At 53.9% G+C, this 14065-nt stretch carries 14 protein-coding genes; 11 read left to right on the top strand and 3 right to left on the bottom strand.

The genetic code is table 11. The features are described 5' to 3' along the window. The first annotated feature begins 124 nt into the window (after nucleotides 1-124). Nucleotides 125-481: a DUF2500 domain-containing protein gene (locus tag ACT9TW_RS03705; RefSeq protein WP_446491680.1), complete on the top strand. Its 357-nt coding sequence runs from the start codon at nucleotides 125-127 to the stop codon at nucleotides 479-481. A gap of 486 nt (nucleotides 482-967) precedes the next feature. Here ACT9TW_RS03705 and ACT9TW_RS03700 read toward each other — a convergent pair whose 3' ends face one another. Further along, nucleotides 968-1249 (bottom strand): DUF1145 family protein, encoded by a 282-nt coding sequence (locus ACT9TW_RS03700; protein WP_010436509.1) that lies wholly within the window; start codon nucleotides 1247-1249, stop codon nucleotides 968-970. Further along, on the bottom strand, nucleotides 1233-1832 hold the full coding sequence (gene rsmD / locus ACT9TW_RS03695) for a 16S rRNA (guanine(966)-N(2))-methyltransferase (protein ID WP_446491679.1): 600 nt from the start codon (nucleotides 1830-1832) through the stop codon (nucleotides 1233-1235). Before rsmD ends, ACT9TW_RS03700 begins: the two co-directional genes overlap by 17 nt. 127 nt (nucleotides 1833-1959) lie before the next feature. Between rsmD and ftsY the strand changes: the two genes are divergently transcribed. From ftsY to livJ, 6 genes are all read left to right on the top strand, one after another. Continuing rightward, nucleotides 1960-3459: a signal recognition particle-docking protein FtsY gene (ftsY, locus tag ACT9TW_RS03690; RefSeq protein ID WP_446491678.1), complete on the top strand. Its 1500-nt coding sequence runs from the start codon at nucleotides 1960-1962 to the stop codon at nucleotides 3457-3459. Between the two features lie 2 nt (nucleotides 3460-3461). Then, a complete protein-coding gene (gene ftsE / locus ACT9TW_RS03685; RefSeq protein WP_014072167.1) occupies nucleotides 3462-4127 on the top strand; it encodes a cell division ATP-binding protein FtsE in 666 nt (221 codons plus the stop codon). Beyond that, nucleotides 4120-5175 carry a permease-like cell division protein FtsX gene (ftsX, locus tag ACT9TW_RS03680; RefSeq protein WP_182062844.1) on the top strand — a complete coding sequence of 352 codons (1056 nt, stop codon included), beginning with the start codon at nucleotides 4120-4122 and terminating at the stop codon, nucleotides 5173-5175. Before ftsE ends, ftsX begins: the two co-directional genes overlap by 8 nt. A gap of 252 nt (nucleotides 5176-5427) precedes the next feature. Next, nucleotides 5428-6285, top strand: coding sequence for an RNA polymerase sigma factor RpoH (rpoH, locus tag ACT9TW_RS03675; protein ID WP_166718417.1), 858 nt, complete (start codon nucleotides 5428-5430; stop codon nucleotides 6283-6285). A 146-nt stretch (nucleotides 6286-6431) separates the two neighbouring features. Beyond that, nucleotides 6432-7697: a 4-aminobutyrate--2-oxoglutarate transaminase gene (locus tag ACT9TW_RS03670; protein ID WP_446491677.1), complete on the top strand. Its 1266-nt coding sequence runs from the start codon at nucleotides 6432-6434 to the stop codon at nucleotides 7695-7697. Nucleotides 7698-7926: 229 nt separating this feature from the next. Further along, nucleotides 7927-9027: a branched chain amino acid ABC transporter substrate-binding protein LivJ gene (livJ, locus tag ACT9TW_RS03665; protein WP_182062842.1), complete on the top strand. Its 1101-nt coding sequence runs from the start codon at nucleotides 7927-7929 to the stop codon at nucleotides 9025-9027. 110 nt (nucleotides 9028-9137) lie between these two features. On the opposite strand, the gene panM is transcribed toward livJ, so the two are convergent. Continuing rightward, nucleotides 9138-9521, bottom strand: a complete 384-nt coding sequence (gene panM / locus ACT9TW_RS03660; RefSeq protein WP_182062841.1) for an aspartate 1-decarboxylase autocleavage activator PanM — start codon at nucleotides 9519-9521, stop codon at nucleotides 9138-9140. Between the two features lie 423 nt (nucleotides 9522-9944). Between panM and livK the strand changes: the two genes are divergently transcribed. From livK to livG, 4 genes are read left to right on the top strand one after another with little or no spacing between them, the layout of a single operon-like run. Then, nucleotides 9945-11054 (top strand): high-affinity branched-chain amino acid ABC transporter substrate-binding protein LivK, encoded by a 1110-nt coding sequence (livK, locus tag ACT9TW_RS03655; RefSeq protein WP_446491676.1) that lies wholly within the window; start codon nucleotides 9945-9947, stop codon nucleotides 11052-11054. A gap of 46 nt (nucleotides 11055-11100) precedes the next feature. Next, nucleotides 11101-12027 (top strand): high-affinity branched-chain amino acid ABC transporter permease LivH, encoded by a 927-nt coding sequence (livH, locus tag ACT9TW_RS03650; RefSeq protein ID WP_014072160.1) that lies wholly within the window; start codon nucleotides 11101-11103, stop codon nucleotides 12025-12027. Continuing rightward, nucleotides 12024-13301: a branched chain amino acid ABC transporter permease LivM gene (livM, locus tag ACT9TW_RS03645; protein WP_014072159.1), complete on the top strand. Its 1278-nt coding sequence runs from the start codon at nucleotides 12024-12026 to the stop codon at nucleotides 13299-13301. Before livH ends, livM begins: the two co-directional genes overlap by 4 nt. Next, nucleotides 13298-14065 (top strand): high-affinity branched-chain amino acid ABC transporter ATP-binding protein LivG, encoded by a 768-nt coding sequence (gene livG / locus ACT9TW_RS03640; protein WP_166718406.1) that lies wholly within the window; start codon nucleotides 13298-13300, stop codon nucleotides 14063-14065. Before livM ends, livG begins: the two co-directional genes overlap by 4 nt.

Below are 14065 nucleotides of genomic sequence, written 5' to 3'. Positions count from 1 at the left end.
CTCCCTGTATCTGTTATGACTGAATAATCAGTTTCTGATTCAGTGTAGTGATGCGGGCAGGCGTTTGGCAATGTCGGATAAGGCAAGGTATCCTGATTTCCGCATAATCTGATGGGATAAACCAATGAGCAAGATGCCGCTGTTTTTCGTTGTCGTGGTGGCCATAATTGTTATCGCCGCCTCGTTCCGTTTTGTGCAGCAGCGCCGCGAGAAGGCCAATAACGATGCCGCGCCGTTACTGCAAAAACGCGTGGTGGTCCGCAATAAGCGCGAAAAACCCCTCAACGACCGCCGTTCGCGCCAGCAGCAAACAGCGCCAGCCGGGACATCCGTGCGGTATGAGGCGAGCTTTAAACCGGAAACCGGCGGGCTGGAAATGACGTTCCGTCTGGACGCGCAGCAGTACCATCAGCTGACGGTCGGGGACAGAGGGACATTGAGCTACAAAGGGTCGCGGTTCGAGGGGTTCAGGGCCGAATAATGCAAGGTCAGTCCCCTCTCCCGGTGGGCTGAGGGTTCCCCAGTAATTTTTGTCTTTAATTCAGCGATGATATTACGCCATTGAATTAAGGGACTTACAGCGGTGTCATGGTCCGGCTGAAAATCGCCGAAGCGTTTACGGAAGGCCGGGGCGACGCGCATGGATGCGCGGCGAGGGCGGCTTTACAGGGACGTTTCATCCGCCCGTCCCCGATTAGCCTGGAGCAAACGCTGAGGGCATCGCGAAGCGACGATTTTCTTGCCGGGAGCCCGGGTCGCCAGGGTAGCGGCGGTGAGCTACCCTGGCACGTTCACCGGTATTGTGGTGACAGAGTAGCAAGGAACGTAAAGTGAACGGAATGACCACCTGAGCCGTATGTTCCCCCTCACCCCAGCCCTCTCCCCAAAAAGGAGAGGGAGCCGTCCGTGCTCGTATTTTTGTGGGGATTCCTCAACCCTTGGGGAGAGGGTTAGGGCATCAGGCCACTTACTTCTTCACCTGCGCCTTAAACTTTTTCATCCACACCAGCAGTTCAAACACGCCAAAAATAAACACCCGCAGCTGCTGCCAGCCGGTCATTTGTGGGCCATCTTTCGGCAGACCGTTTTTCAGCATCACCATCTGCAACGCGTGCATAAAAGAGGTAAAGATCAGCGCCACGTTGACGAAAATATTCATCGGCCGCGGGAATGGATGCACCAGGTTCAGGATCAGAAATGCCCATACACCCAGCATCAGTAAACGTCCCAGATTAATCAGTACCGGCATCGGATCCTCCTTGTACTTGTCGGTGATACAGACGATAGGCAACCTGGCCTGCTACCTTTTCACGGTGCAGATCCCAGTAAACAGGCACTGGTGGTAAACCGTTTTCAACTTCGCTTTCTACGTAGATCAGCGCGCCGTCGGCCAGCCAGCCGTTGTTTTCAAGCAGGGAGAGCGTCTCTTCCAGCAGCCCCTTACGGAACGGCGGATCAACAAACACCACATCATGCGGTGTACCCGGCTGTGACAGGAAGGAAAGGGTGTTGGTGTTCACCACTTTGGCATTAGCGGCTTTCAGCGTCGCCAGATTTTGCACAAGCAGTTGAGCAACACCACGCTCCATTTCGAGCAGCGTGGCGCTGGCGGCATAGCGCGACAGCGCTTCAAGACCTAAAGCGCCGCTCCCGGCGAAGCAGTCAAGGCAGCGGGCATCTACCATTGAAGGTGCCAGCCAGTTGAACAGGGTTTCTCTTACGCGGTCAGTCGTTGGGCGCAAACCGGGGCTGTCCGGCACCAGTAATTTCCGGCCTCGCCACTGGCCGCCGATAATACGAATTTGCCCGGCCTGGCGGGTAGTTTTCTTCATTTCAGGAAAGCTCTGCTAACAATTGGCCTGCGATTGCAGGCGATGATGTTAATTAAGTTAAGTGATAGACTATTTCATCATTTTTTTAGCTTCCATGTATATAGCGCCGCGAGGAGTGTAGTCGCAGATGGCAAAACAAAAAAAACGTGGCTTCTTTTCCTGGCTGGGCTTCGGTGAAAAAGAGCAAGAAACAGAACAGAAAATCGAAGAACAACTGGCGGTTGAAGAGCATAAGCCGGCTGAAACGCCTGTCGAAACCGCCGCAGTTGTAGAAGCGGAAGAACATACGCACAGCAAAGAAGAGACAGAAGCCTTTGCTGAAGAGATTGTTGACGTCACCGAACAGGTTCAGGAAAGCGAGAAGCCAGAGCCTGAAGCGCTGGAAGAGGCATCTGAAACCCTTCAGGTTGACGCTGAGCGCGAAGATATTATTGAAGAAGCGCCTCAGGCGGTTGTTGAGCATGAAGCGTTGCCGCTACCGGAAGAGGTGAAAGCCGAAGAGATCGCCGCAGAAGAGTGGCAGGCAGAAGCAGAAACCGTTGAAATTGTTGAGGCGGTCGAAGAAGAAGCAGAGCTCGAGCCAGAACTCACCGATGAAGAGCTGGAAGCTCAGGCACTGGCGGCAGAAGCCGCAGAAGAAGCGGTTATCGTCGTGCCGGAGGAAGAGCAGGCAGAAGAAGTGGTTCAGGAGCAGGAAAAACCGACTAAAGAAGGTTTCTTCGCGCGTCTGAAACGCAGCCTGTTAAAAACCAAAGAAAACTTAGGTTCCGGATTTATCAGTCTTTTCCGCGGCAAAAAGATCGACGATGATCTGTTTGAAGAGCTGGAAGAGCAACTGCTGATTGCGGACGTAGGCGTTGAAACAACCCGTAAAATCATCACCAGCCTGACGGAAGGCGCGAGCCGCAAACAGCTGCGTGACGCCGAAGCGCTGTACGGTCTGCTGAAAGACGAGATGGGCGAAATTCTCGCAAAAGTTGACGAACCGCTTAATATTGAAGGCAAAACACCATTTGTTATTCTGATGGTTGGCGTTAACGGCGTGGGTAAAACCACTACCATCGGCAAGCTGGCGCGTCAGTTCGAACAGCAGGGCAAATCGGTGATGCTGGCGGCTGGCGACACCTTCCGTGCGGCAGCGGTGGAGCAGTTGCAGGTCTGGGGTCAGCGCAACAACATCCCGGTCATTGCGCAGCACACGGGTGCAGATTCTGCGTCCGTTATCTTTGACGCCATTCAGGCGGCCAAAGCGCGTAATGTGGATGTGCTGATTGCTGATACCGCAGGGCGTTTGCAGAACAAATCGCACCTGATGGAAGAACTGAAGAAAATCGTTCGCGTCATGAAGAAGCTGGACGAAGAAGCGCCACATGAAATTATGCTGACTCTTGATGCCAGCACCGGGCAGAACGCCATCAGTCAGGCGAAATTGTTCCATGAGGCGGTAGGGCTGACAGGGATTACGCTGACCAAACTGGACGGTACAGCCAAAGGCGGGGTGATCTTCTCCGTGGCAGATCAGTTCGGCATTCCTATCCGTTATATCGGTGTGGGCGAGCGTATTGAGGATTTACGTCCGTTTAAAGCGGACGACTTTATTGAGGCATTATTTGCCCGAGAGGATTAACAATGATTCGCTTTGAACACGTCAGCAAGGCCTATCTCGGTGGGAGACAAGCGTTGCAGGGGGTAACGTTCCACCTGCAACCGGGCGAGATGGCATTTCTGACCGGCCATTCCGGCGCGGGGAAAAGTACCCTGCTCAAGCTTATCTGTGGGATCGAACGGCCAAGCGCCGGGAAAATCTATTTCAGCGGCCATGACATTAGCCGCCTGAAAAACCGTGAGGTGCCGTTCTTGCGTCGCCAGATCGGTATGATTTTCCAGGATCACCACCTGCTGATGGATCGCACCGTATTTGATAACGTGGCGATCCCACTGATCATTGCCGGTGCCAGCTATGATGATATTCGTCGCCGTGTGTCGGCGGCGCTGGATAAAGTCGGGCTTCTGGACAAAGCGAAGAACTTCCCGATCCAGCTCTCTGGCGGTGAACAGCAGCGTGTGGGTATCGCCCGCGCGGTGGTGAACAAACCTGCTGTGCTGCTGGCGGATGAACCTACCGGTAACCTGGACGATGCCCTGTCGGAAGGGATCTTGCGTCTGTTTGAGGAATTTAACCGTGTTGGGGTGACAGTATTGATGGCAACGCACGACATCGGGCTTATCTCCCGTCGTTCGTACCGGATGCTGACTCTGAGCGACGGTCATTTGCACGGAGGCCTGGGTGAATAAGCGTGACGCAATAAACCAGATTCGGCAGTTTGGGAACCGCTTTGACCGGTTCCGTAAACCGCAGGGCGGCGGGGATAACAACCGCAATACGCCAAAGCGTGCGAAAGCTGCGCCAAAACCGAACTCGCGTAAAACCAACGTTTTCAATGAGCAGGTACGCTATGCCTTCCACGGTGCGTTGCAGGATCTGAAAAGCAAACCACTGGCCACGTTCCTGACGGTGATGGTGATTGCCATCTCCCTGACGCTGCCAAGCGTCTGTTACATGGTCTACAAGAACGTTAATCAGGCGGCTTCGCAGTACTACCCTTCACCGCAAATCACGGTGTATCTGGATAAAGCGCTCGACGATAACGCGGCAGCGCAGGTTGTGGGGCAAATCCAGGCTGAGCAGGGCGTCGATAAGGTGAATTATCTTTCGCGCGAAGAGGCGCTGGGTGAGTTCCGCAACTGGTCCGGGTTTGGCGGTGCGCTGGATATGCTCGAAGAGAACCCGCTGCCTGCCGTGGCCGTGGTGAACCCGAAGCTCGACTTCCAGGGAACCGAAGCCCTGAATACCCTGCGTGACCGTATTTCGCGCATTAAGGGGATTGATGAAGTGCGGATGGACGATAGCTGGTTTGCGCGGTTGTCGGCCCTGACTGGGCTGGTTGGCCGTGTGTCGGCGATGATCGGTGTGCTGATGGTAGCTGCGGTCTTCCTCGTCATTGGTAACAGCGTACGCCTGAGCATCTTTGCCCGCCGTGACACCATCAACGTGCAAAAACTGATTGGCGCCACGGATGGGTTTATCCTTCGTCCGTTCCTGTACGGCGGCGCATTGCTGGGTTTTTCTGGCGCATTTCTTTCATTGATATTGTCAGAAATTTTGGTGATGCGGCTTTCATCTGCCGTGACCGAAGTGGCGCAGGTTTTTGGCACTAAGTTTAATATCAGTGGCTTAGGGTTCGATGAGTGCCTGTTGTTACTGCTGGTTTGCTCTATGATCGGCTGGGTAGCGGCATGGCTGGCGACGGTCCAACATTTACGTCACTTTACTCCCGAATAATAAAAGCGTGATATAATCTTTCCCTGCACCGAGCTGTTCGCTTGCAGGGAAAGAGTCCCTGTTTTCTCTTCCCCCGCAATATCATCTTCATGTCACATTTTGTGCGTAATTTATTCACCGTTGCACCTGGAACTTGTGGATAAAATCACTGTCTGATAAAAGAGTGAATGCTAATCTCGTTGCTCAAACGCTTTGGCATGGTTGTTGCCTGATGGGGATAACCTGGACCAGAAGAAACATTGAGAGGAATGAATGACCAAAGAAATGCAAACTTTAGCTTTAGCCCCTGTTGGTAACCTGGAGTCTTACATCCGGGCTGCGAACACCTGGCCGATGTTAACGGCCGAGGAAGAAAAGGAGCTTGCTGAAAAGCTGCATTACCAGGGCGATCTGGAAGCAGCTAAGACGCTGATCCTGTCTCACCTGCGCTTTGTTGTTCACGTTGCTCGTAATTATGCGGGCTACGGCCTGCCGCAGGCGGACTTGATTCAGGAAGGTAACATCGGTCTGATGAAGGCAGTACGACGCTTTAACCCGGAAGTGGGTGTGCGACTCGTCTCCTTCGCCGTACACTGGATCAAAGCTGAAATTCACGAATATGTCCTGCGTAACTGGCGTATCGTGAAAGTCGCCACGACAAAAGCGCAACGCAAACTGTTCTTCAACCTGCGTAAAACCAAGCAGCGTCTGGGCTGGTTCAATCAGGATGAAGTTGAAATGGTGGCGCGTGAGCTGGGTGTGTCCAGCAAAGATGTGCGTGAGATGGAGTCTCGTATGGCCGCTCAGGACATGACGTTTGATATGTCTTCTGACGACGATGCGTCTGACAGCCAGCCGATGGCGCCGGTTCTGTATCTTCAGGATAAATCCTCCAACTTTGCTGATGGCATTGAAGAGGACAACTGGGAAGACCAGGCTGCCAACAAACTGACTCATGCGATGGAAGGCCTCGATGAGCGCAGCCAGGATATTATCCGTGCCCGCTGGCTGGACGAAGACAACAAGTCCACCTTGCAGGAGCTGGCCGACCGCTACGGTGTCTCCGCTGAACGTGTACGTCAGCTTGAAAAGAACGCCATGAAAAAACTTCGCGCCGCTATCGAAGCGTAATTTCCGCGAAGTATGACGAGAACCCTCGAATGTAAATTCGGGGGTTTTGTTTTTTTAGCGCCTCCTCTGGCGAATTCCTCCCCCCTGGCAAACACTTACAGATGCGCTATTTGCATTTTGGGCTGCTGAAATCTCAGGGGGACAGGGTGAAAAATAAAGAACTGAATGACCGGCGTTTGCAGGCGACACCGCGCGGTATCGGTGTCATGTGTAATTTTTATGCCGATAAAGCAGAGAACGCCACGCTGTGGGATGTGGAAGGTAACGAGGTTATCGACTTCGCCGCCGGGATCGCCGTGCTGAATACCGGGCATCGCCATCCAAAAGTGGTTGCGGCAATTGAAAAACAGCTCCATGCCTTTACTCACACCGCCTATCAAATTGTACCGTATGAAGGCTACGTGGCGCTGGCAGAGCGGATTAACGAACGTGTGCCTATTGACGGTCCGGCCAAAACGGCCTTCTTCTCAACGGGCGCAGAAGCCGTCGAAAACGCGGTAAAAATTGCCCGTGCTTACACCAAACGTCCTGGCGTTATCACCTTTGGTGGCGGTTTTCATGGCCGCACCTATATGACAATGGCGCTGACCGGCAAGGTCGCGCCTTACAAAATCGGTTTTGGTCCCTTCCCGGGCTCGATTTACCACGCACAATATCCCAATGCACTTCACGGCGTGAGCAGCCAGGAGGCGTTAAAAAGCATCGAGCGTATCTTTAAAGCGGATATTGCCCCGGACCAGGTTGCCGCCATTATTCTTGAGCCGGTACAGGGAGAGGGCGGTTTTAACGTCGCGCCTGCCGATTTCATGCAGTCGCTGCGCGCATTATGTGATACCCACGGTATTTTGCTGATTGCCGACGAAGTACAAACCGGGTTTGCCCGTACTGGTAAACTCTTCTCGATGGAACACCACTGCGTGAAGCCTGACATGATCACCATGGCGAAAAGCCTGGCGGGTGGGATGCCGCTCTCGGCTGTTTCTGGCCGGGCAGAGGTTATGGATGCCCCTGCACCGGGCGGGCTGGGCGGCACCTATGCGGGTAACCCGCTGGCGATTGCCGCGGCACATGCCGTGCTGGACGTGATTGACGAAGAAGATCTCTGCACGCGAGCGGCGCACCTTGGTCATCATCTGGTAGAAGTGCTCAACAAAGCGAAGGCGGATTGTCCGTTTATTGCTGATATCCGGGCGCAGGGGTCGATGGTAGCGGTGGAATTTAACGATCCGCAAACCGGGCAACCCTCACCGGACTTTACCCGCCAGGTCCAGGAGCGTGCATTGCAGGAAGGCCTGTTGCTGCTGAGTTGCGGTGTATACGGCAATGTTATTCGCTTCCTTTATCCGCTTACCATCCCCGAAGTGCAGTTCCGTAAAGCGCTGGATATTATCTCTGCCTCGCTGACACGATAAAGCCACTGCCCGGCAGCGAAACGTTGCCGGGCTTAGCATATATACATTTCAAATTAGCTATTCCAAATTCATAAAAATGGGGTATGTTCTAGCAGAGTATGCTGCTTTGGTACGGGCAGTGACCCAAAACATAACTATCATATGCTTTTCTTATGCCTATAAGAAAAATAATATACCGCACAACAACATCACAACAATTGCAAAAACCATAACAATGGGGATTCTCAGGATGAACAAGAAGGGTAAAGCGTTACTGGCAGGATGTATCACGTTGGCATTCAGCACGATGGCACATGCAGATATTAAAGTGGCTGTTGTCGGCGCAATGTCCGGTCCGGTAGCACAATACGGCGACCAGGAGTTTACTGGCGCAGAACAAGCGGTTGCAGACATTAATGCCAAGGGCGGTATTAAAGGCGAAAAACTGCAAATCGTAAAATATGACGATGCCTGCGATCCGAAACAAGCGGTAGCTGTTGCGAACAAAGTGGTAAACGATGGGATTAAATACGTTATCGGCCACCTGTGCTCCTCTTCCACCCAGCCAGCGTCTGATATCTACGAAGACGAAGGCATTCTGATGATCACCCCGGCGGCAACCGCACCGGAACTGACTGCGCGTGGCTATAAGCTGACCCTGCGTACCACCGGTCTGGATTCTGACCAGGGCCCAACTGCCGCGAAATACATTCTGGAAAAAGTGAAGCCGCAGCGTATCGCGATCGTTCACGATAAACAGCAATACGGTGAAGGCCTGGCGCGTGCCGTACAGGATAACCTGAAGAAAGCCAAGGCTAACGTGGTGTTCTTCGACGGTATCACTGCCGGTGAAAAAGACTTCTCCACGCTGGTGGCGCGTCTGAAGAAAGAGAATATCGACTTCGTTTACTACGGTGGCTACCACCCGGAAATGGGCCAGATCCTGCGCCAGGCACGTGCTGCCGGCCTGAAAACTCAGTTCATGGGTCCAGAAGGTGTGGCGAACGTGTCTCTGTCTAACATCGCCGGTGAGTCTGCGGAAGGCCTGCTGGTGACCAAACCGAAGAACTACGACCAGGTTCCAGCGAACAAACCTATCGTAGACGCCATCAAAGCGAAGAAACAGGATCCAAGTGGCGCGTTCGTCTGGACCACCTACGCGGCACTGCAATCTCTGCAGGCGGGTCTGAACCAGTCAGCCGATCCGGCTGAGATTGCGAAATACCTGAAAGCGAATACCGTAAATACCGTTATGGGGCCGCTGTCATGGGATGAGAAGGGCGATCTGAAAGGCTTCGAGTTCGGCGTGTTTGACTGGCATGCCAACGGTACGGCGACTGACGCCAAATAAACGCAAATGGCAACCTTAAGGTTGCCATTTTAGTGTTTGCTCCCTCTCCCCGTGGGAGAGGGCCGGGGTGAGGGCATCAGGCCGCACGCATCAGGCCGCACAAACCAAACCTAGCGCTTCTCCCACCCATTTTCCTGCGCCGTAAACCCTAACGCCTGCATAAACGCCGCCATCACGCTGCGGTCTTCTACGCCCACGTCGGCCATCCACCAGGAGGTCACGCTCGGGTTTTCGCGGATCACTTCTTCGATTAAATACTGCCCCACACCGCGACGGCGGGTGGCATCACGCACGCGCAGTGAATCGAGCGCACCTTCTGTCCCGCTCAGCGTCACGCGCACGGCCGCCAGCAGACGCTCATTAAAGCGTGCGGCATAAATACGGTGCGTCTCGTCAACGGTCAGTGATGAAGGGGAATATTCCGGCCAGATCTTGCCCAGGTCGATATGATCCTGATCGCTAAAGGTCACCAGACGGATGATAGTCAGTTTCATTAGCTGCTTGTCCAAATCAAAAAGAGTATGCGCAGTGTACTCAATTTATTCAGCCAGCGGCTTCCTCTTTTTAAACCATTTACCAGGCGATTAGTTTTTCGGCGTCACAATGTGCAGTTCGAAAACACATGGATCGAAAAACAAGCAGAATTTTAACCTAAATAGTAGTGATTTATTCGGCGCTTTGTACCGTTATTTTATGCTGCAAACCGTACTTTTATTTGTTTATCTCTGCCTGATTTCAGAATATTATCTTTGCTTAATCGCCTGAAAAATAGAGATTTTAGTCTGGTTTTTGACAAAAAACTGCGCTAAACCATTAAAGGCACTGGTAAAAATAGCGTTGTTCATTAAAAGTACAGAATGCTTTTTAACCATAATAAAACAAAATATATACACAACATCACGAATGGGGATTCAGAGATGAAAAGGAACGCGAAGACGTTAGTCGCGGGGATAGTTGCACTGGCGATTTCACATGCAGCTATGGCGGAAGATATTAAAGTTGCTGTGGTAGGTGCAATGTCCGGTCCGGTTGCTCAGTGGGGCGATATGGAGTTCAACGGTGCGCGCCAAGCGATTAAAGACATCAACGCCAAAGGTGGTATCAAGGGCGACAAACTGGTTGGGGTGGAATATGACGACGCCTGCGATCCGAAACAAGCTGTCGCGGTCGCCAACAAAATCGTTAACGACGGCATTCAGTACGTCATCGGCCATCTTTGCTCCTCATCCACGCAGCCTGCGTCTGATATCTATGAAGACGAAGGCATTCTGATGATCACCCCAGGTGCGACTAACCCGGAACTGACTCAACGCGGTTACCAGCACATCATGCGTACCGCAGGTCTGGATTCCTCTCAGGGGCCAACGGCCGCCAAATTTATCCTCGAAAACGTGAAGCCAAAGCGCATTGCCATTATTCATGACAAGCAGCAATACGGCGAAGGTCTGGCGCGCTCCGTACAGGATGGCCTGAAAAAAGGCGGCGCGAATATTGTGTTCTTTGATGGCATCACCGCAGGCGAGAAAGACTTCTCGGCGCTGATTGCCCGCCTGCAAAAAGAAAATATCGACTTCGTGTATTACGGTGGCTACTACCCGGAAATGGGCCAGATGTTACGCCAGGCGCGCGGCATCGGCCTGAAAACCCAGTTTATGGGCCCGGAAGGGGTAGGTAACGCGTCACTCTCTAACATCGCAGGTGATGCGGCGGAAGGGATGCTGGTGACGATGCCAAAACGCTATGACCAGGATCCGGCGAATAAGACTATCGTAGATGCGCTCAAAGCGCAGAAGAAAGATCCGAGCGGTCCGTATGTGTGGATCACCTATGCTGCCGTGCAGTCTCTGGCAACCGCACTGGAACGTACCGGCAGCAAAGAGCCGCTGGATTTAGTGAAAGATTTAAAAGCTCACGGGGCGAACACCGTGATTGGGCCGCTGAACTGGGATGAGAAAGGCGATCTGAAGGGATTTGAATTTGGTGTCTTTAAGTGGCACGCCGACGGTTCGTCTTCGGTCGCCAAATAATTATCCCACCGCCCGGGCGTCCGGGCGGGTATAAAAAGGTTTGCATATGTCCGAGCAGTTTCTCTATTTCTTGCAGCAGATGTTTAACGGCGTCACGCTGGGAAGCACCTACGCACTGATCGCCATCGGTTATACGATGGTTTACGGCATTATCGGCATGATCAACTTCGCCCACGGCGAGGTGTACATGATCGGCAGTTATGTCTCCTTTATGATTATCGCCGCCCTGATGATGATGGGGATCGACAGCAGCTGGCTGCTGGTTGCCGCCGGGTTCGTGGGGGCGATTGTGATTGCCAGCGCCTACGGCTGGAGCATTGAGCGTGTGGCTTACCGGCCAGTACGTAGCTCTAAGCGTCTGATTGCGCTGATCTCTGCCATCGGTATGTCCATCTTCCTGCAAAACTACGTCAGCCTGACCGAAGGTTCGCGCGATGTGGCACTGCCAAGCCTGTTTAACGGCCAGTGGATTGTCGGGGCAAGCGACAACTTCTCTGCGTCGATTACCACCATGCAGCTGGTTATCTGGATCGTCACCTTTGTTGCGATGCTGGCGCTGACCTTGTTCATTCGTTATTCCCGCATGGGGCGCGCCTGCCGTGCCTGCGCGGAAGACCTGAAAATGGCGAGCCTGCTCGGTATCAACACTGACCGCGTGATTGCGCTCACCTTCGTGATTGGTGCGGCGATGGCTGCGGTGGCTGGTGTATTGCTCGGCCAGTTCTACGGTGTTATCAACCCGTACATCGGTTTTATGGCCGGGATGAAAGCCTTCACCGCAGCGGTACTTGGCGGTATCGGCAGTATTCCTGGTGCGATGATCGGCGGCCTGATCCTTGGCGTGGCTGAAGCACTCTCCTCGGCGTATCTGAGCACTGAATATAAAGATGTGGTGTCGTTTGCCCTGCTGATTCTGGTTCTGCTGGTAATGCCTACCGGTATTCTGGGTCGTCCGGAGGTAGAGAAAGTATGAAACCGATGCATTTTGCAATGGCGCTGCTCTCTGCCGCCATGTTCTTCGTGCTGGCGGGCGTCTTTATGGGCGTTCAGTTAGAGCTGGATGGCACGAAGCTGGTGGTTGATACCGCCGCCGACATCCGCTGGCAGTGGGTGTTTATCGGCACTGCGGTGGTGTTCCTGTTCCAGCTGCTGCGTCCGGTGTTCCAGAAGACGCTGAAAAACGTCTCTGGGCCGAAATTCGTGCTGCCGGCTATCGACGGCTCAACCGTTAAGCAGAAGCTGTTCCTTGTGGCGCTGCTGGTCGCGGCTGTTGCCTGGCCGTTTGTGGTATCACGCGGTACGGTAGACATTGCCACCCTGACCATGATCTACGTGATTCTGGGCCTGGGTCTGAACGTGGTTGTAGGTTTGTCTGGCCTGCTGGTACTGGGTTACGGCGGTTTCTATGCCATCGGTGCCTACACCTTTGCGTTGCTGAACCACTATTACGGCCTGGGCTTCTGGACCTGTCTGCCACTGGCGGGGCTGGTCTCTGCTGCTGCGGGCTTCCTGCTGGGCTTCCCGGTACTGCGCCTGCGTGGTGACTACCTGGCGATTGTGACCTTAGGCTTCGGCGAAATCGTCCGTATCCTGCTGCTCAACAACACTGAAGTAACCGGTGGCCCGAACGGTATCAGCCAGATCCCGAAACCGACCTTCTTTGGCCTGGAGTTTAGCCGTTCTGCCCGCGAAGGCGGCTGGGATACCTTCAGCAACTTCTTCGGTGTGAAATACGATCCGTCTGACCGTGTCATCTGGCTCTATCTGGTGGCGCTGCTGCTGGTGGTCATTACTCTGTTCGTGATTAACCGTCTGCTGCGGATGCCGCTGGGCCGCGCGTGGGAAGCACTGCGTGAAGATGAGATTGCCTGTCGCTCTCTGGGCCTGAACCCGACCCGCATCAAGCTGACGGCATTTACCATCAGCGCCGCGTTTGCTGGTTTTGCCGGGACACTGTTTGCCGCGCGTCAGGGCTTTGTCAGCCCGGAATCCTTCACCTTTGCCGAATCCGCCTTTGTGCTGGCGATTGTGGTGCTCGGTGGGATGGGCTCGCAGTTCGCCGTTATCCTTGCCGCCATTCTGCTGGTGGTCTCCCGTGAGCTGATGCGTGACTTTAACGAGTACAGCATGTTGATGCTGGGTGGTTTGATGGTGCTGATGATGATCTGGCGTCCGCAGGGCTTGCTGCCGATGACCCGTCCACAGTTGAAGCTGAAAAACGGGCAAGCGAAAGGAGAGCAGGCATGAGTCAGCCATTATTATCCGTTAACGGTCTGATGATGCGTTTTGGCGGCCTGCTGGCGGTCAACAACGTCTCTCTGGATCTGCACAAGAAAGAGATTGTCTCCCTGATTGGCCCGAACGGCGCGGGGAAAACCACGGTGTTCAACTGCCTGACCGGTTTTTATAAACCAACGGGCGGCACCATTATGCTGCGCGACCAGCACCTTGAAGGGCTGCCGGGTCAGCAGATTGCGCGTATGGGCGTGGTGCGTACCTTCCAGCACGTGCGTCTGTTCCGTGAAATGACGGTGATTGAAAACCTGCTGGTGGCGCAACATCAGCAGCTGAAATCCGGTCTGTTCTCCGGTTTGCTGAAAACGCCAGCCTTCCGCCGTGCGCAGAGCGAAGCCCTCGACAGAGCGGCCACCTGGCTTGATCGTATTGGTCTGCTTCAGCACGCTAACCGTCAGGCGAGTAACCTGGCCTACGGTGATCAGCGTCGTCTTGAAATCGTGCGCTGCATGGTGACACAGCCGGAAATCCTGATGCTCGACGAACCGGCGGCCGGTCTGAACCCGAAAGAGACCAAAGAGCTGGACGAGCTGATTGCCGAACTGCGCGATCATCACGACACCACCATCCTGCTGATTGAGCATGATATGAAGCTGGTGATGGGCATTTCTGACCGTATCTACGTGGTAAACCAGGGCACGCCGCTGGCAAACGGGACGCCGGAAGAGATCCGCAACAACCCGGACGTGATCCGCGCATACCTTGGTGAGGCATAA

It is taken from the genome of Enterobacter sp. C4G1, from assembly GCF_052886895.1.
This window is presented reverse-complemented; position numbering and strand designations above follow the sequence as displayed.